Source organism: Synechococcus sp. KORDI-100, from assembly GCF_000737535.1.
Classification (GTDB): domain Bacteria; phylum Cyanobacteriota; class Cyanobacteriia; order PCC-6307; family Cyanobiaceae; genus Parasynechococcus.
Map to the genome: position 1 here is coordinate 1,633,487 of NZ_CP006269.1, position 16,173 is coordinate 1,649,659.

Genomic DNA, 16,173 nt, shown 5'->3' on the forward strand with positions numbered 1-16,173 from the left:
CCATGAGCCAACAACCTCTTGATCCAAGTCTGCCTGGCATCCGTTTGCTGCAGAGCTGGATTCGTGATCAGGTCACATTGAGTTTGGATGTGGTGGGGCTCGATCGCATCGAAGGCCGCCTGGTCTGGCAAGACCCTGAATTTCTGGCCGTTGAGCCAGCCCGCGGCGGACAGTTGTTTCTTGTCAGTCGTCACCAGATTGCGGTGATCCGTCCATTGGGATGAGGATGTGCTGTGGCACGATCGCTCTCTCACCACCCGTCGGTCACACGTGAACAGTCGCTACGACCCCTCCGCATTGGAGAAGCGCTGGCAGACCCTCTGGAACGAGAAGCAGATCGATCGCACTCCCCACGGTGCTGCCGATCAACGCTTTTATGCCCTCTCGATGTTCCCGTATCCATCGGGAAGCCTGCACATGGGTCATGTGCGCAACTACGTGATCACCGATGTCATCGCCCGGGTGCGGCGAATGCAGGGTTTTGCAGTTCTCCATCCCATGGGCTGGGATGCCTTCGGGCTACCTGCCGAAAATGCTGCGATTGAACGCCAGGTGGACCCTGGCGAATGGACGGATCAGAACATCGCGCAGATGCGTGCTCAGCTCGATCGTCTGGGGCTGTCAATCGACTGGGATCGTGAACAGGCCACCTGCCACAGCGACTACTACCGCTGGACCCAGTGGTTGTTTCTGGAGCTGTTTGATGGTGGCCTGGCCTACCGCAAGGACGCCACGGTCAACTGGGATCCCATTGATCAGACCGTACTGGCCAATGAACAGGTGGACGCCGACGGCAAATCGTGGCGCTCAGGTGCCCTGGTGGAGCAACGCAAGCTGAATCAGTGGTTCCTGCGCATCACCGACTACGCCGAAGCACTTCTCAAGGATCTTGATCAGCTCGGAGGTTGGCCCGATCGGGTTCGCACCATGCAGGCCAACTGGATCGGACGATCAGAGGGGGCCGAAATCAGCTTTGCGGTTTCTGGACACGAGACCACATCGATCACGGTGTTCACCACAAGACCGGACACCCTGGCTGGAGCGAGTTATCTGGTTCTTGCACCAGAGCACCCCCTGGTCGATGAGCTGATGAATCCGGAGCACGAGGAGGCTGTTCGAACGTTTCAGAAGGACGTCGCGCGACTGAGCACCCTGGAACGCACCAGTGATGACAGACCGAAACGAGGTGTACCCATTGGTGCTTCGGTCACCAACCCGCTCACCAGCAAGGAGCTGCCCGTCTGGATTGCCGACTATGTGCTGGCTGAGTACGGAACCGGGGCGGTGATGGGTGTTCCAGCCCATGATCAACGCGATATCGCCTTCGCAAAAAGCAGTGGCCTGCCGATCCAGCAGGTGATCGAGGCTGACGGTGCAGCCGCAGCCATTGCCTCCGGCCTGGCCTGGACACAGGCAGGCCGGTTGATCCATTCAGGCCAATTCGACGGACTCGACTCCAGAGAAGCCAAACAAGCGATCACCCAACACGGCAGTGCATCAGGTTGGGCGCAGGCCAAGGTGACCTATCGACTGCGGGACTGGTTGATTTCCCGTCAGCGCTACTGGGGATGTCCAATCCCGATCGTCCATTGTCCGGATTGCGGTGCCGTTGCCGTTCCCCGCGACGAGCTTCCCGTGGAGTTACCTCGCGACATCGATCTCTCCGGCAGGGGAGGTTCGCCACTGGCGCAACACGAGGACTGGGTGAACGTGCCTTGTCCCTCCTGCGGCAAACCTTCCAAACGGGAAACGGACACGATGGACACCTTCATGTGCTCCTCCTGGTACTACTTGCGTTTTGCCGATCCACACAACACAGAACGGCCTTTCAGCAAAGACGCCATCAACCGCTGGCTTCCAGTGCAGCAATACGTGGGTGGCATTGAGCACGCCATTCTCCATCTGCTCTATTCGCGCTTTTTCACCAAAGCCCTCAAGGATCGCGGTTTGATTGATGTCGCCGAGCCATTCGATCGCTTGCTGACGCAAGGCATGGTGCAAGGAATCACTTACCGAAATCCAGTCAGCGGGAAGTACATCGCACCCTCCGATGTTTCTGATCCTGACAAACCCACAGACCCATCCACTGGGGAACCATTGGATGTGTTGTTCGAAAAAATGTCGAAGTCCAAATACAACGGTGTTGATCCCGCATCGGTGATCGATCGCTATGGGGCTGACACCGCTCGGATGTTCATTCTCTTCAAAGCACCTCCTGAAAAAGACCTCGAATGGGACGATGCCGATGTGGAAGGTCAATACCGATTTCTGCAGCGACTCTGGCGATTGCTGGAATCAACAGCGCCACGACTCAGTGATCAGAGCGACGACCAACCACTGCCTGCGGATCTCTCCAAAGAGGAGATGGTGTTACGACGTGCAGTTCACACAGCGATTCAGGACATCAGCGACGACCTCAGCAATGACATTCAGCTGAATACGGCCATTGCTGAACTCATGAAACTCACCAATGCAATCAACGGCCTGGATCTTGATGCCGTGAGGAGTTCAGTGCTTGATGAAGCGATCTCCGTGTTGGTTCGTCTTCTTGCACCTTTTGCCCCCCACTTAGCCGAGGAGTTCTGGCTCCAGATCGGAGGCCAGTCGAGCGTGCATCAGCAGCAGTGGCCCAACCTGGATCCATCAGCGCTGGTGCGCGACACGGTGGAGCTGGTGATCCAGGTGAAGGGAAAAGTTCGCGGCAGCATCGATGTCCCAGCGAACGCCGACAAAGCGACTCTCGAACAATTGGCCCTTGCCAGCGAGATTGCCCAGAAGTGGCTGGACGGCGCTCCGCCCCGAAGGGTGATTGTTGTACCAGGAAAGTTGGTCAATCTTGTTCCCTGAGAGGGCTCGCCAACCACGTTGAGCCTTGGTTTGACAACAGCCGTCTGAACACAGCTGTTTGAACAAAACAGGTTGATCAACGTTCTTCGATCAACGTGGGTTGTTCAAGCCAATGATTCACCTGATCAAAACCAAGGCTCCGAGGTATCGCAGCATCGATCGGCATCCAAAACACAAGCACTGAGTGCCATGTGCTGCATTCACTGACAATCCCGCAGGCGATGCATCAATCACTGATGGCTAAAAGACTATCTCGATCTGAAAACGTTCAGCAAACATAGGCCCTCAGTTGAATATCAACTCTTGCTGAATCGCATCGTGGCCGGGCTGGCCCAGTCCCCCTCTGCCATGTAGCCGCGTTGATTCCCCGTGAGATGACGCATGATCCAGAACACAGACTCATCAGTTCCGTCCCCAAGTGCCTGACAGATCTCTGAAACAGATCGAGACGCACCATCGTTCAACACCGCTTCGACGCGGCTTTGAAGATTGAGGACAGCGGCTGCGGCCTTTTTGCCGGCTTCCACACCGGGCTGGTGATACGCGTTGATGTTCACCAACTCTCCATAAAAACCGACGGCTCTTTCGAAAAGGCCGATCAATGCACCGAGTCGGTAGGCATCGAAGCGACGCATGGTGATGCTGATGGTTTGGCGCCCGCCCTCGGTTAAGGCCGAACGCGTCCCTTGCAGGAAACCATCCAAGAAGTCTCCAGGTCGTTCGTCCTTGATCACAGGGATGTCGTCAACATCCTGCAGACATTCAATAAAGGTGGCGAAAAAGTTGTCGACCCCGTCTCTGAGCTGTTGCACATAGGCATGCTGATCGGTCGATCCCTTGTTCCCATAAACGGCAATGCCCTGGTGAACCTCATTGCCATCACGATCCAATCGTTTGCCGAGCGATTCCATCACCAACTGCTGGAGATAACGGCTGAACACCTCGAGGCGGTCGCGATAGGGAAGCACAACCATGTCGCGCCTGCCCTTGCCATCGCCAGCCACGTACCAGGATGCCGCCATCAGTGCTGCCGGGTTGCGGCGAAGGTCAGCAACGCGTGTTGCTTCGTCCATCTGAGCAGCACCAGCGAGAAACTCCCGGATATCGCAACCGATCAACGCGCCAGGCAGGAGTCCAACCGCGCTGGTGATGCTGGTGCGTCCCCCCACCCAGTCGAACATGTCGAACCGCTGCAACCAGCTTTCTTCCCTGGCCTGTTGGTCAAGTTTGCTGTCCAGCATCGTGACCGCAACAGCCTGTCCCGCCCAGGTTCCACCATGGGCCTCAAGTCGATGACGAGCCTGTTCCATCCCGAGATGGGGTTCCGGCGTGCCACCGGATTTGCTCACCGTAACGACCAACGTGGTCTTGAGTTTGTCTCCCAGCGCCGCCAGCACAGCGCTCATGCCGTTCGGATCGACATTGTCGAAAAAGTGGAACGGAAGCCCCTGACCGTTGGTTTGCAGAGCCTTGATCATCAACAGTGGCCCTAAACCACTGCCACCGATTCCAATCCAGAGGACATCTGTGAAAGGCTCGCCATTGGGAGCTTTAACGACTCCAGCAATGACATCCCGACCGAACTGTTCAATCAGATCGATATCACGGGCGATATGCGTCCGCACCTCATCGCTGGGGGCCATCTGCGGGTTTCGCAACCAGTAATGACCCACCTGACGCTGTTCATCGGCGTTGGCGATGGCGCCGGACTCAAGCTCCTGCATCGCAGCAAACGCTTTCTCAAAACTGGATTGCATCGCATCCAGATGCGTTGTGTTGACATGCATTCGGCTGATGTCCAGCCAGATCCCAAGATCGTCGTGGTACCAGAGGAGATCGCAGAAGCGCTGCCATTGAACCTGAGCATCGCTGCCGTTGAAATCCGGGAAGCTCATCGTTGATCGAAGGGGCTCTAACGCCGAAACTATCCACGTTCTTAAGGGTTGCCCATTGTCTGCGACACCCCGGCTACATTCTGAGCCAGCTTCTGTTTCAGCTGTCCGGATGCTGCGTCAAAGCTGGAAAGCCATCGCTCTGACCGGAGTGACCATTGCCATGGTTCTCGGCGCCTCAGACATGTGGGCGAAACGTGACACGACGCAATCGGATCCGACCGATTTCACAGCAGACGAGTTGCAGCTGCTGCAGCGCCGATTTGGCGTTCATGGGCCTCAACCGCCTCTGGCGCAACTGTTCACCAGCGGGGTTGATCAACTGCAACCGCTACGTGCGCAGACCCTGGACAGGTTGAACAACCTCAAACCTGTGATCCTGCGAGAATGCTCCCGGCTGAGCGTCAATCCGATGCTCGTGGCGGCCGTTCTGTTTGATGAGATCCAACACTCCAAACCGGGTGAAGACCTGCCTTTCATTGCGCATTCCGGATTGGTGAAAACCCATGGCCCTGGCCAGCTTGGAATTTCCGAGCTGATTCACCAGAACCTGCTGCCCGCCAACCCAAGCCAGGACGACATCGTCTGGGCACGTGAACTGCTGCTGGATCCCGCGGCCAACGTTCGTCTATTGGCTGGAAAAATGAATCGGCTCAAGCGGGATTTGGGGTTACCAAAAGAGTCGATTCTCGAAGCCAACAGATCCAATTTTGATGCGAAGGCGATCGCCACACTCGCTTATTTACACAACGGCAAACTTGATTATCCAGCCCGAATCCTGAGATATATGCAGGATCCAGCACTGCATGCCTTGATATACGGCAGCCAGATCAGCCATCCTGATATCACGGTTTAACTCCGTACATTTGTTGAATCAGACGATTTGAACTGAGCCGCTGGCCTACCACACGGCAGGAACAAAAGAAGGCATCATCGTTAATGGTGTGGATTCATGGGGTTGGCGCAATGTTGTTCTAAAGCGAGGCGAGCGCTACCAAAGCAGCGACCATCAAGCAGGCAAGACCGCTAAGCACTGCGATCGTGAGGGCCTGGGATCAAGCTTTGGTAAGGGACGTTTCCTGGATCCCCTGCAGGGATTCGGTCGCCGTTTCATCAGACTCGCCCAATCATGTTGTTCTATGAGGTCGCGAGCAAGCATGCATGCAGATCACAGATGCACGACTCACCGCAGCCCAACCAAATTCCACTTTAAATGCACCAAATGAAGACAACCAACCCAGGAATGCGCATCATATTCTTTTAAAGCAGACATCACTGCTTGTTCGGCCAAACATGCTGACAAATGTCAGCAAACAATCAATTCCTCTGCATGCGGATCAGAGAAGTATGCATTGAAACTATTTTGTTTGCCATCTCCTTGACTGTCAAACTCAATCTTCGGAGCACCATACTGATATTCACCCCATTCAAATCTAATTTTTCCTGTTGGTTCCAGCTTCCTTAAAGACAAGGCAACTTCAAAGTCATAGGAGACATAATCAGTGATTTGATCTTTTACCTTGTAACCTTCCAGGCTTGATGACAGCATGTTTTCTTTTTTTGAATACTTTCCATCGCCATTTGCATCAACCTTCAAATCAATTGTCGAACGTAGACTGCTTTTAGAGCGACGGCTATGAACCGTCATTTCCTCAGTGATGCCGTCGAACGGTTCGGGATTATCACTGGCGAAGTCCAATCGATAGGTTCGGATCCGGCAGCCCTTGTACTTTCCTTTTCGTACAGATGCCAATGTCCAATCGACTTCGTAGTCCCCTGAAGCCATCGTGATGGTCTGCCCCTCCCATTCTTCAAGAAGGGGTATGGGTTCCTCCGGCAGCGGCTCCGACTCATCCATGGCGAGATCGGCTGGTTCATTCAAGTGATCCCGGTGCTTCATTTGCCCCCCTCCTACCTTCTGCTTTCTAAATTGCTCATGGGATTCAGTTGAACAGATCGGTCGCGCGACGATCCCATCGATTCTTTGATGTTCAGGCGACTGAGGCCGTTGTCATCTCTCACCAGCCACAAACTCTTGTTGTGCCTGTTACAAAAAGCCCCCTCGAATTGTGACAACCAATTGACAATGGCAGACATGAATCTATTTTCTGAAAAATGTGACTGTCCCCGTGCGCGAAAAAATTCTGGATGAGTTGATCCAAATCGAAACCTGGGACTGGTGGAAGGCCCAGGTGTTTTACCTGCGGGAACGCAAGGAGTATGCGGAAGCTGAAGCGGTGTTCAATGAGTTCAAGATCAACCAACAGGACATGCCTTTCCGAGACCAGGACCCTTGTGACTGAGGTTCACCTGGATTGAAAGGTTCTGATGAACTCAGACGTCTCGAACAAGTGCCTCCTGTGTGAAGCAAAAAAACATTAGGTAAAGAAAGGTTTTGCATTGAGGTGTTCTGTAATCTTCTGAACGACGGCTCGATATCAATATTTTATTTTGTGCGAGAATATACCGAACGATGGCACATTTACCCCCAAGAGAAACGGCTGCAAAAAAGGCTCATCTGATGTCTCTGGCCATCGAAGTGCTTCGAACAAGAGACGACATCGATGAATGGGACATTTTTCAGCATCTGACCGACTACCTGCGAGAACAGGACAACCACAGCCTGCTTGAAGCCAATGATCAACTCGGAGATGAATCAAGTCGCTGATCAGGGGCCGGACGATCAAGACAACCAATGGATCGTTCACGGAGAATCAGGGACAAAAACGTAAATGCAACATCCGTCACAAAAGATTGATTGACGTCTTCGATGGCATCGTTAATTTAATGAAGTCCTTCCAAGCGCTGTCGTGGACAAGTCCTATCACCGCAACGATGGATGGACATCCCCTCCACGCAAGCCGATTGATACGGATTGTTTGATCTGGCTCCGTCAGCAGCTTGTCTTTCTCTCTGGAGAGGGGCTCGAGCAGGAGTGCAAGGCTTTGTTCGATGAATTCACCCTCGATTCGTGAATGACCGCGGCCAACCAATCATTCATATCGCCATCGTCGCTACAGAATACTCAGATCAACAACCTAAAATAAATTAGACAATGGAGTTTTTATGTCTCTCAGTGAGCACTATTTAAGGCTGATGAACCTTGCCAATCAGGCCCATGACCGTGAAACGTATCAATACTTCGTTGATCAAGCCCAAAAGCTTCTGAATGAGGACTCATCCCAGTCCAATCAGCCGTTATCGCTTTTCTGTCGCGAATCCAGTCAATATCAGCAGAAAGCGGCATAGATTTTCATTAAGATATTTTGATCGCAGCAATATTCTTAGTCAACTCTTTCAACAGTACTCTTCGTATATTAACTTTTTTTGTTGTAACAGCTAGTAACGTTCAAGTCCATACCGACCTGTCGACGATAATTTTACTTTGAAAATTTTTTGGATTTCTAGGTCTCTTGCTTTCATTGCTGAGGTTCGGACTGAAGCGTTGACCGTCGCGACAACAACCAGGCAAACAGAAACACAACACTCATCAGCAAATAGCCAAGAGCCCACTGGGAACCCACTCCCCAGCCGAGCTCGAGAACTGCGTCAGCCTGGGTGAACCGCCAGGCATGAATCACACCGAACCAGGAGCCGATAGAGGCGACAAAGGTCATCAAACATGCCGCCAGGAATCGCTGTTCGATGACATAAACCAACATCGCTGACAGCAACATCGCCGTGATGATCTGACCCTGCTCCAGGGCAAAAGCACCTGCAGCCCAGACATCAGTCTGTTGAAGATTCAGCAGCAGTTCCGGTCCAAACGGCTGGCCCTCCTGGCCGGCACCCCCACTGCGCAATCCGGCTTTGATCAATTGAGAACCCCAGCCAGCCAATCCCGGCATCAGACCGAGAGCAACCGCAGGAGCATGTGATCTTGGAGTGGCCTGGAAGGACTGAGCCGCCATCACAAGGCCGATGTACAGAACAATCGCCATGCCGGCTTCGATCGGAATCAGCTGACCGATCAGCCCGAACAGCCCGAGAAAGCAGCAAACGGCAACGACGATGCCGTCCAACCATGAATAGCCGATCCTGGCGCCCATGGCCTTCCAGGCGGGATGGCCGATGTAGATCGTGGTTGGAAAGCAGGACCCGAAAACGGCTGCCACCACCGTGCCGACGCCATTGCACAGCAAAGAACTCCTCACGGGGTAGCGATCACCTGCCGCTTCGGCACTGTCAATGTTCTGAAGCGAGCCCAGAACATTGAACAGACCCATCGGAATGATGACTCCCAGCCAGGGCAGAAGTTGTTGGCGGGCTTGCCATAACTCGGCGAGTTGAACCGTCGGCGGATGCCAACCCACAAGATCAAGCTGACGATTCCAGACCGACACATCCGTATCCAGGAGGCCCGTCATCGCAGCCAGGACAATGCCAACGACAACGGCGAGCAGTCCCCCTGGAATCGGCAACCGAAGCTTGCCGTAGTACGTCGTCAGGATCAGGGCCAGCACCGTGAGACCGACAACCGGCTGGGCATAGGTTCTCAACAGAAAGCCCAGTGCGATGTAGCCAAGCGCAATGCCTGCAAGCGTTGATAGGAGAGCAGCCCGTGGTAACCAGCGCCGTAGCCATTCAGTCACCCAGGCTCCGACCGCCTCGATCAGACCGGAGCCGAGACACGCCACCATGCCGGCATGCCAGGACATGGAGATCGCCTGCTCTTCACTCATGCCGTTGCCGAGAGCGACGAGCTTCACCGGCAACATCACCAGAAACACGTAGGCGAAAAGGCTGACGGTGTTGATGCCGTAGGGAAGGGCTGTTCGATCGTCGCGACCCTCAGCCCTGGCCAGACTCATGGCCTGCCAGGCGTAAAAAAGATTGCCGAACAACACACTCAGGCCGGTGGCCGGAAGAATTGTTCCGAACAGCAGACTGTCGGGGTAGCCGAGAACGGAACGACAAAGACCGACGATCAACAGGATCTGGATCAGATTGTCCAGGGCGAGTCCCAGAAATCCGTCCACATCGCTGCGCATAAACCAGGATGGCGAGGTGGGTGAAGCTGTCACGCTGGATCAGGACACACAGAGATCACCGAGCGAGGCCAGTCGAACCTGCAGAGCAGACCAGTCGAAACTGCGCGGGTCACTGCGTTCTCCACCGATATCCACATGGCGATGGGTGGTGATAGCAGCCGGCGCCAGGTTGAAACTGTTGATCCATCCCGAAAGCACCAGGGCAAGGGCGTCGTATTGAGCGTCGGTGTAACCGCTGTGGCGAGACGCATTGTTGGCGCCGTTCTCGGGGGTTTCCAGGCTGACGTGCAACGCGAAGTTGTTGACGCTTCCCTTGAAACGCTTGTTGGTGATCGCCCATTCGCCCAGGAACGACGAATAGCCTGCGCCATAGGCCCGATTGATCGGATCAACCAGATCAACAACCTTGCCATCAAGGCCGATCAGGGTGTGGTAACTCACCTGATCTTCATCGCGTGGATGGGGGGTGAGGAACGTATTGATCGCCGAGGTTATCGAATACACCGTCTCATGCATCACCACCAGACGCGGCGTGACATCAAGGGCCTGTCCAAACGCATCCCGCTTGTGGCGCTCCCCATAATTCGTCGGATCGATCGGCAGGTCCTTGCGCCATGCCGATCGATTGCGTTCCAGCGCCTCCAGCCGACTGCGAACATTGGGATCAATTCCTGAGCACTGACGTGCGAGCGGCGAGGTCCACGAGCGGGCCCGCGGTGGACCCGGCGGAGTGCTGGATGGATCCTCCTCGATGTATCTCCCTTTTTCATTGCTCACCTGATCGAGCAGTTCAAGCAGAGAAGGCCGTGAACCGGCGTGGGAGAGATCACGCTGATCCGCAGCCTGCCAGCCGATAAACAACAGCATCAGGGAACTGCCGCTGAACACCGCCACCAGGACCAGTGGTTGTCGAATCAATGTCGACCAGGCCGATGTCAGTCGCTGCTTCACAGGATCTGGAACCATCGATCGCGCAGCGCCAGTTGTTCAGCTGTAGCTCCAGGGTCCCAGTGGAGTGACCAACGGTCCACACATTCGTCAGGAATCAAGAGACTCTCCTTCATCAACCCTCGACGCGACCAAACGACCGAGACGGAGCTCTGGCCCTTCAGCAGCGTTGGCAGATCTGCCATGCGACGCAGGCGGCGACCGGCGATGGCGATGAGTTCATCGCCCACCACCAGGCCGGCTTCCGCCGCCGGACCCTGGGGATCGACACGTTTGACAACAACACCAGACGCCTGATCCTCAAGGCTCATACCGTGATTCGGTTCAGAGGATTGAATCGGATCCAGCCGCAAGCCCAAGGCAGCGATCAGCGGCTCAAGCGGCAGGGAATCCGGTTGATCCAGCCAGCCATCGAGTTGTTCGGCCAGCGACCCATCCCGTTCAGCGATGGCCGAAAGAATGTCCTGCCGGCAATATCCCCGTCCGCAGATGCCATGGCTCGCCCACAGTCTCCGCAGAACGGCAGAGAGTGAGCTGCCAACCTGCCTCAGTCTCACGTCCAGACAGAAGGCCGCAGCGGCCCCGTAGCGGTAGTAGCTGACCTGGGTATCCCTCGAGGATGGCGTTGCCTTGTACAGCTTGACCCAGGCTTCGCGTGCGCTGTCCGCAAGGCTTTGCACGGTTCTTCCCGGGGTCATCAGCACACGGGACAGCTCATCTCCCAGGTCCTGGAGAAAGTGTGTGCGAGCGCTGAAACCGGCCAGCAAAGTCGTGGAGAGATCGAAGTAACTGGTGATTCCCTCGGCGAACCACAATCCCTCACTGACCACCGACCGGCCGTAGTCATAGGGCCGGTAGTCGGCGGGTCGCAGACGCCGAACGTTCCATTGGTGCAGGTATTCATGACCGACCAGTTGAAGCAACTGCCGCATTCCCCCGGGGCGTGCCAGAGCCGGCCAGTTGAACTGGAGAACGGCGCTGTGGTCATGCTCCAAACCGCCGTAGCCGTTCTCCAGCATTTGAATCACAAGTTGATAACGGTCCCCTGCCGGCGGCGGCGTGTCCATCAACCGGCATGTGGCGCGACACACCGATGTGATGTCCTGCGTCAGGGAGGGGGGCCAGCCGTCTGGAGGAGAGCCGATCAGAAGAAGCTCATGGTCATGGCCATCGACGTCAAATCGTTCGACGTCGAAGGGACCGGCATGCACCGGGCTGTCGACCAGGGCATCGAAATCCTCGGCGATCCATGCGTCATCAACAGTAGGCAGAGGAACGTGAACCCTCCAGGACTCAGGAACCTTCGCCGTGAGGCGATGCTCATGCCAACGACAACCTTCGACGTCCATGGCAACGGCAGCCAGGCTCAGGGATGCGAAATCGGGATCAAGGTGACAGGTGCGGACCGTCAGATCGCGAGCCTCGATGGCGTAGTCGAGCCTCAGTTCATCTCGCGTCGGCATCTGAATCTGCCAGCGCGATGGGCCAATCCGCCTGGCGGTGATGGCTTCATCCCCGCAATGGGCCACAAGACCGTGGAGGTGCTGAGCGTGATCCCGGACGGTGTAGGAGCCTGGCGTCCAGACCGGTAACTGAACAACAACCCGTAAAGATTCCGGCCAGCACGTCTGACGAACCTGAATGGTCTGAGCGGACGGTTGACGAAGGTCGAGATCAAGCCTGACGACAGGACTGGACACCTCAGGGCGAGGAGAGGCTGACCTGTGCGGTGGCCGGATCGAGACGCTGAATCTGGTCCATCGCTTCAAGCAGGGCGTAACGACGGGTCACCCGTTGCAGTCGACCACTCAATCCGGTGTGGAGGCTGATCCGTTGCAGATCCCCAACCATCGTGATGGACCCGTCATGACGCCGAACCCAGGCCAGCGGATGAGAAGAATCGATGCTTGCGAGCAGATCAACAACCTGCGGATCCCTGCCGAAAACGGGCAGGGATGCATCCCTGCCCACCGTGAAACCCTCATCAACAAGGGATTGCTCTAGCCGGTCCAACCGAGTGAAGACGGTCGGCAGGATGGAGAGATGGGACATGAGCTGAATGCCCGCTTTGACAGACACTAGCCATCACTTCAGCAACGAACAGGCTCTTCTGCATCCTGAGCCAAGCCGTAACAACGAGGTGTTGGTACCGCCACTCCAGCTCGGCGTGATGGCATCCGGGAATGGCAGCAACTTCGAAGCACTGGTGCAGGCGATTGATCAAGGTTTCCTCTCGGCCTGCATTCGGCTGCTGCTTGTCAACAATCCCGACTGTGGAGCTCGCCATCGGGCTGAACGCCTTGGGATCCCATGTGCCGTTGTGGATCACCGCGTGATTCGTGACCGCCAGGAACTCGATCGTGAACTGATTCGACAGTTCCGGGAAGCCGATGTTGAAGCGGTCGTGATGGCCGGCTGGATGCGAATCGTGACCAGCGAACTGATAGATGCCTTCCCCGATCGCCTTGTCAATCTGCATCCCTCACTGCTACCCAGTTTTCGCGGGATGGACGGCATCGGCCAGGCCCTGAACGCCGGCGTTCGCATCAGTGGTTGCACGGTCCATCTGGTCACGAAAGACCTCGACGCCGGGCCGATCGTGGCCCAGGCCGCCGTTCGTGTTCTTCCAACCGACGACCATGCATCGCTTGCCACACGTATTCGCCAACAGGAACATCGTCTGCTGCCAGCGGCGCTGATGCAGCTCGGTCAGCGCTGGCGTCAGGGATAGAACGCCTGAAGCGGAAGACCTGTCTCAGCATTCAATCCCGCCATCAGGTTCAGGCACTGCACCCCCTGGCCGGCCTGACCTTTCACCAGATTGTCGATCACACTCATCAGCACCAGCTGGCCTGTACGGGTGTCCACCTGCACCGACAGCATGGCCTTGTTGGTGTGGCGCACCCATTTCGTGGCGGGATAGGTGCCCACCGGGAGCACCTCGATGCAGGGGTGATGGCGATAGACCGCCTGAAGCACGGTGGTGCAATCCTCGGCGGTCAGGCCTGGATCGCGGAGACGCGCATAGACGGTGGACAACAAACCACGCACCATCGGCACGAGATGCGGCGTGAATTGAAGCTGCACGGTTTGCCCCGCAACCTCTTCCGCCATCTGTTCGATTTCAGAGGTGTGGCGGTGACCCACTACTCCGTAGGGAGCAATGGCCTCCGATGCCTCAGCGAGCAGCATCGATTGCTTGGGAACCCTTCCGCCGCCAGAGGTTCCTGTCTTGGCGTCGACGATGATTCCGCCGGTTTCGATCAGTCCCTGCTTCAGGAAGGGGAGCAACGGCAGCAGGCTGGCGGTTGGAAAGCAGCCAGGGGCCGCCACCAGCGCAGCCTCGGCAATGGCCGGTCCATGCCACTCCGGCAGGCCGTAGATAGCCTGACTGCACAGGTCAACGTCCTGGCGGTTCAGATCCTGTGCTTCCTGGACATACACCTGACTCCAACGATCCAGTGATCGGTAACGAAAGTCAGCCGAGAGATCGACAACGCGCACACCCCGTTGCAACAACTGAGGGGTCAGCTGACTCGACAGACCATTGGGGAGGCTGAGAACTGCGAAATCAGCGGCTTCGGCAATCCGCTCCGGATCGACCGTCTGAACCGTCGGATCATCGGGTAAGGGGAGAAAGGGGCAAATCGCACTCCAGTGCTGTCCAGCGCTGCGTTCTCCCCCGAGGTAGCTGACGACCAAACCAGGGTGGCCCTGCAGCAAACGCACGGTCTGGAGCCCTCCGTAGCCAGAGGCACCGATGACAGCGACGCGAGCCGTCCGCGACGACGCCATGCCAGTCAGCACAGATGGATTGCTGCTGTCCATGGGCGGCCATAACCGCGCCTGATCGTACAGGTATCGATAATGACAATTGAATCCTCCACATCAGGCTCCTGGCTCTCGATTCGATTCCCGATGCCCTTGCCGCCATCCGCAACGGTGCCTGCGTGGTGGTGGTCGATGACGAACAGCGGGAAAATGAAGGTGATCTGATCTGCGCGGCGCAGTTCGCGACGCCGGAGGCGATCAATTTCATGGCCACGGAGGCACGCGGACTGATCTGCCTTGCCATGGAGGGGACGAGGCTCGATGAGCTGGACCTCCCCCTGATGGTGGACCGCAACACCGATGCCAATGAAACCGCCTTCACGGTGAGCATTGACGCTGGCCGGGAACATGGCGTCAGCACAGGCATTTCAGCTGAGGATCGCGCCCGCACGATTCAGGTCGCTCTGCAACCGGACACCCGACCTCAGGATCTGAGGCGCCCCGGCCACATTTTTCCGTTGAGAGCGCGCAAGGGAGGTGTTCTGAAGCGCGCTGGACACACGGAGGCCGCTGTTGATCTGGCCCAGATGGCAGGTCTCACCGCAGCCGGCGTGATCTGTGAGATCCAGAACCCCGATGGATCCATGGCACGCCTCGCGGAGCTGCGCCAGTACGCGCGTCAGTGGGGTTTGAAGCTGATCAGCATCGCCGACCTGATCAGTTACCGGCTGGCCAACGAACGCTTCGTCCAGCGACAGGCCCATGCGGTGCTGCCGAGTCAGTTCGGATCGTTTCAGGCCATCGGTTACCGCAATGTTCTGGATAACTCAGAACACGTCGCACTGGTCAAAGGGGACCCGGCATCGCTGCAGGAACCGGTGCTCGTGCGCATGCACTCCGAATGTCTCACCGGTGATGCGTTCGGGTCGCTTCGTTGCGATTGCCGCCCACAGCTCGAAGCCGCCCTGCAACGAATCGAACAGGAAGGGGCGGGCGTCGTGGTGTATCTGCGGCAGGAGGGACGTGGAATCGGCCTGATCAACAAACTGAAGGCTTACAGCCTTCAGGACGGTGGTCTCGACACCGTGGAAGCGAATGAGCGCCTCGGCTTTCCAGCTGATCTGCGCAATTACGGGGTGGGGGCGCAGATTCTCTCGGATCTCGGCATACACCGTTTACGCCTGCTCACCAACAACCCACGCAAAATCGCCGGGCTCGGTGGTTACGGGTTGCAAGTCGAGGAGCGCGTCCCACTGGTGATGGATGCCGGCCGGCACAACGCCGATTACCTGGCCACCAAGCGAGACAAACTTGGCCATCTCTTCATCGATGGCAGTCCATGCACGGTTCTGGCCCTCGCCGTCAGCGGTGACAGCAGCCTCTGGCCCGATCTTCGCTTGCGCGCTGAAGCACTGGCCAGAGCGCAGGGCCTGACCCTTGAGCCCCTGCATGCCTCGCGTCTTCTGGCTCTTTGGGAACGGCCTCAGTTCGTCTGGAAATTGCTGCCTGGAACCGACGATCCAGGGCCGTTGCTCAAGGCGATGGCCCTCTGGCCTGAAACCAGCAGGCTCGGTCTGATGCGCGTCGCCAGCGAACAGACGGCCCTGCATCCACCCCAGACCCTCGAACGGCTGGATTGTTCACTCGACGATCTCAGGCTCGAGAACGCCCGGATCGGAACGTTCAACGAGCCCTGCCTGATTCACTGGCGGATCAGCCGCTGA

At 56.8% G+C, this 16,173-nt stretch carries 15 protein-coding genes; 8 read left to right on the forward strand and 7 right to left on the reverse strand.

All coding sequences use genetic code 11. The annotated features are described in order from the left end of the window. The first annotated feature begins 2 nt into the window (after positions 1 to 2). Together KR100_RS08200 and leuS are read left to right on the forward strand one after the other, a co-directional pair. Positions 3 to 224, forward strand: coding sequence for a hypothetical protein (locus tag KR100_RS08200; RefSeq protein WP_038544715.1), 222 nt, complete (start codon positions 3 to 5; stop codon positions 222 to 224). A gap of 7 nt (positions 225 to 231) precedes the next feature. Then, positions 232 to 2,847 (forward strand): leucine--tRNA ligase, encoded by a 2,616-nt coding sequence (gene leuS, locus KR100_RS08205; protein WP_038548367.1) that lies wholly within the window; start codon positions 232 to 234, stop codon positions 2,845 to 2,847. A 296-nt stretch (positions 2,848 to 3,143) separates the two neighbouring features. Here the strand turns inward: leuS and KR100_RS08210 are convergent, their stop codons facing one another. Further along, positions 3,144 to 4,742: a glucose-6-phosphate isomerase gene (locus KR100_RS08210; protein WP_038544717.1), complete on the reverse strand. Its 1,599-nt coding sequence runs from the start codon at positions 4,740 to 4,742 to the stop codon at positions 3,144 to 3,146. A 160-nt stretch (positions 4,743 to 4,902) separates the two neighbouring features. On the opposite strand from KR100_RS08210, the gene KR100_RS08215 reads away from it, so the two are divergent. Next, a complete protein-coding gene (locus KR100_RS08215; RefSeq protein WP_239420452.1) occupies positions 4,903 to 5,595 on the forward strand; it encodes a helicase DnaB in 693 nt (230 codons plus the stop codon). A gap of 450 nt (positions 5,596 to 6,045) precedes the next feature. On the opposite strand, the gene KR100_RS08220 is transcribed toward KR100_RS08215, so the two are convergent. Next, positions 6,046 to 6,621 carry a hypothetical protein gene (locus KR100_RS08220; RefSeq protein WP_156097983.1) on the reverse strand — a complete coding sequence of 192 codons (576 nt, stop codon included), beginning with the start codon at positions 6,619 to 6,621 and terminating at the stop codon, positions 6,046 to 6,048. A 235-nt stretch (positions 6,622 to 6,856) separates the two neighbouring features. Here KR100_RS08220 and KR100_RS15855 point away from each other — a divergent pair, with 235 nt between their 5' ends. The 3 genes from KR100_RS15855 to KR100_RS15865 all read left to right on the forward strand — a co-directional run bounded on the left by KR100_RS15855 (position 6,857) and on the right by KR100_RS15865 (position 7,714). Continuing rightward, a complete protein-coding gene (locus KR100_RS15855) occupies positions 6,857 to 7,042 on the forward strand; it encodes a hypothetical protein (protein ID WP_156097984.1) in 186 nt (61 codons plus the stop codon). Positions 7,043 to 7,260: 218 nt separating this feature from the next. Next, positions 7,261 to 7,407: a hypothetical protein gene (locus tag KR100_RS15860; protein WP_156097985.1), complete on the forward strand. Its 147-nt coding sequence runs from the start codon at positions 7,261 to 7,263 to the stop codon at positions 7,405 to 7,407. A gap of 142 nt (positions 7,408 to 7,549) precedes the next feature. Beyond that, positions 7,550 to 7,714, forward strand: coding sequence for a hypothetical protein (locus KR100_RS15865; RefSeq protein ID WP_156097986.1), 165 nt, complete (start codon positions 7,550 to 7,552; stop codon positions 7,712 to 7,714). A gap of 444 nt (positions 7,715 to 8,158) precedes the next feature. Here KR100_RS15865 and KR100_RS08225 read toward each other — a convergent pair whose 3' ends face one another. Genes KR100_RS08225 through KR100_RS08240 form a run of 4 tightly spaced genes read right to left on the reverse strand, consistent with a single transcriptional unit; the run spans position 8,159 to position 12,730 of the window. Further along, positions 8,159 to 9,730 carry a permease gene (locus KR100_RS08225; protein ID WP_051847404.1) on the reverse strand — a complete coding sequence of 524 codons (1,572 nt, stop codon included), beginning with the start codon at positions 9,728 to 9,730 and terminating at the stop codon, positions 8,159 to 8,161. 39 nt (positions 9,731 to 9,769) lie between these two features. Beyond that, entirely contained in the window at positions 9,770 to 10,696 is a 927-nt protein-coding gene (locus KR100_RS08230; RefSeq protein ID WP_038544724.1) for an N-acetylmuramoyl-L-alanine amidase, read from the reverse strand. Next, positions 10,678 to 12,378 (reverse strand): M61 family metallopeptidase, encoded by a 1,701-nt coding sequence (locus KR100_RS08235; RefSeq protein ID WP_038544726.1) that lies wholly within the window; start codon positions 12,376 to 12,378, stop codon positions 10,678 to 10,680. Before KR100_RS08235 ends, KR100_RS08230 begins: the two co-directional genes overlap by 19 nt. A gap of 1 nt (position 12,379) precedes the next feature. Continuing rightward, entirely contained in the window at positions 12,380 to 12,730 is a 351-nt protein-coding gene (locus KR100_RS08240; protein WP_038548373.1) for a hypothetical protein, read from the reverse strand. Between the two features lie 7 nt (positions 12,731 to 12,737). Here KR100_RS08240 and purN point away from each other — a divergent pair, with 7 nt between their 5' ends. Next, positions 12,738 to 13,409 carry a phosphoribosylglycinamide formyltransferase gene (purN, locus tag KR100_RS08245; RefSeq protein ID WP_038544729.1) on the forward strand — a complete coding sequence of 224 codons (672 nt, stop codon included), beginning with the start codon at positions 12,738 to 12,740 and terminating at the stop codon, positions 13,407 to 13,409. Here the strand turns inward: purN and argC are convergent. After that, the gene (gene argC / locus KR100_RS08250; RefSeq protein ID WP_369793787.1) at positions 13,400 to 14,506 is read right to left on the reverse strand and encodes an N-acetyl-gamma-glutamyl-phosphate reductase; all 1,107 of its coding nucleotides are present in this window, start codon (positions 14,504 to 14,506) and stop codon (positions 13,400 to 13,402) included. The two genes, purN and argC, sit on opposite strands and share 10 nt — an antisense overlap. Positions 14,507 to 14,634: 128 nt before the next feature. Between argC and ribBA the strand changes: the two genes are divergently transcribed. Beyond that, entirely contained in the window at positions 14,635 to 16,173 is a 1,539-nt protein-coding gene (gene ribBA, locus KR100_RS08255) for a bifunctional 3,4-dihydroxy-2-butanone-4-phosphate synthase/GTP cyclohydrolase II (RefSeq protein WP_038548379.1), read from the forward strand.

Bases quoted from the DNA above. Each gene is read 5' to 3' on its own strand.
- KR100_RS08200 (WP_038544715.1), top strand. From the start codon at position 3: ATGAGCCAACAACCTCTTGATCCAAGTCTGCCTGGCATCCGTTTGCTG.
- KR100_RS08210 (WP_038544717.1), bottom strand. From the start codon at position 4,742: ATGAGCTTCCCGGATTTCAACGGCAGCGATGCTCAGGTTCAATGGCAG.
- KR100_RS08215 (WP_239420452.1), top strand. From the start codon at position 4,903: ATGGTTCTCGGCGCCTCAGACATGTGGGCGAAACGTGACACGACGCAA.
- KR100_RS15860 (WP_156097985.1), top strand. From the start codon at position 7,261: ATGTCTCTGGCCATCGAAGTGCTTCGAACAAGAGACGACATCGATGAA.
- KR100_RS08225 (WP_051847404.1), bottom strand. From the start codon at position 9,730: ATGCGCAGCGATGTGGACGGATTTCTGGGACTCGCCCTGGACAATCTG.
- KR100_RS08230 (WP_038544724.1), bottom strand. From the start codon at position 10,696: ATGGTTCCAGATCCTGTGAAGCAGCGACTGACATCGGCCTGGTCGACA.
- KR100_RS08240 (WP_038548373.1), bottom strand. From the start codon at position 12,730: ATGTCCCATCTCTCCATCCTGCCGACCGTCTTCACTCGGTTGGACCGG.
- purN (WP_038544729.1), top strand. From the start codon at position 12,738: ATGCCCGCTTTGACAGACACTAGCCATCACTTCAGCAACGAACAGGCT.
- argC (WP_369793787.1), bottom strand. From the start codon at position 14,506: ATGGACAGCAGCAATCCATCTGTGCTGACTGGCATGGCGTCGTCGCGG.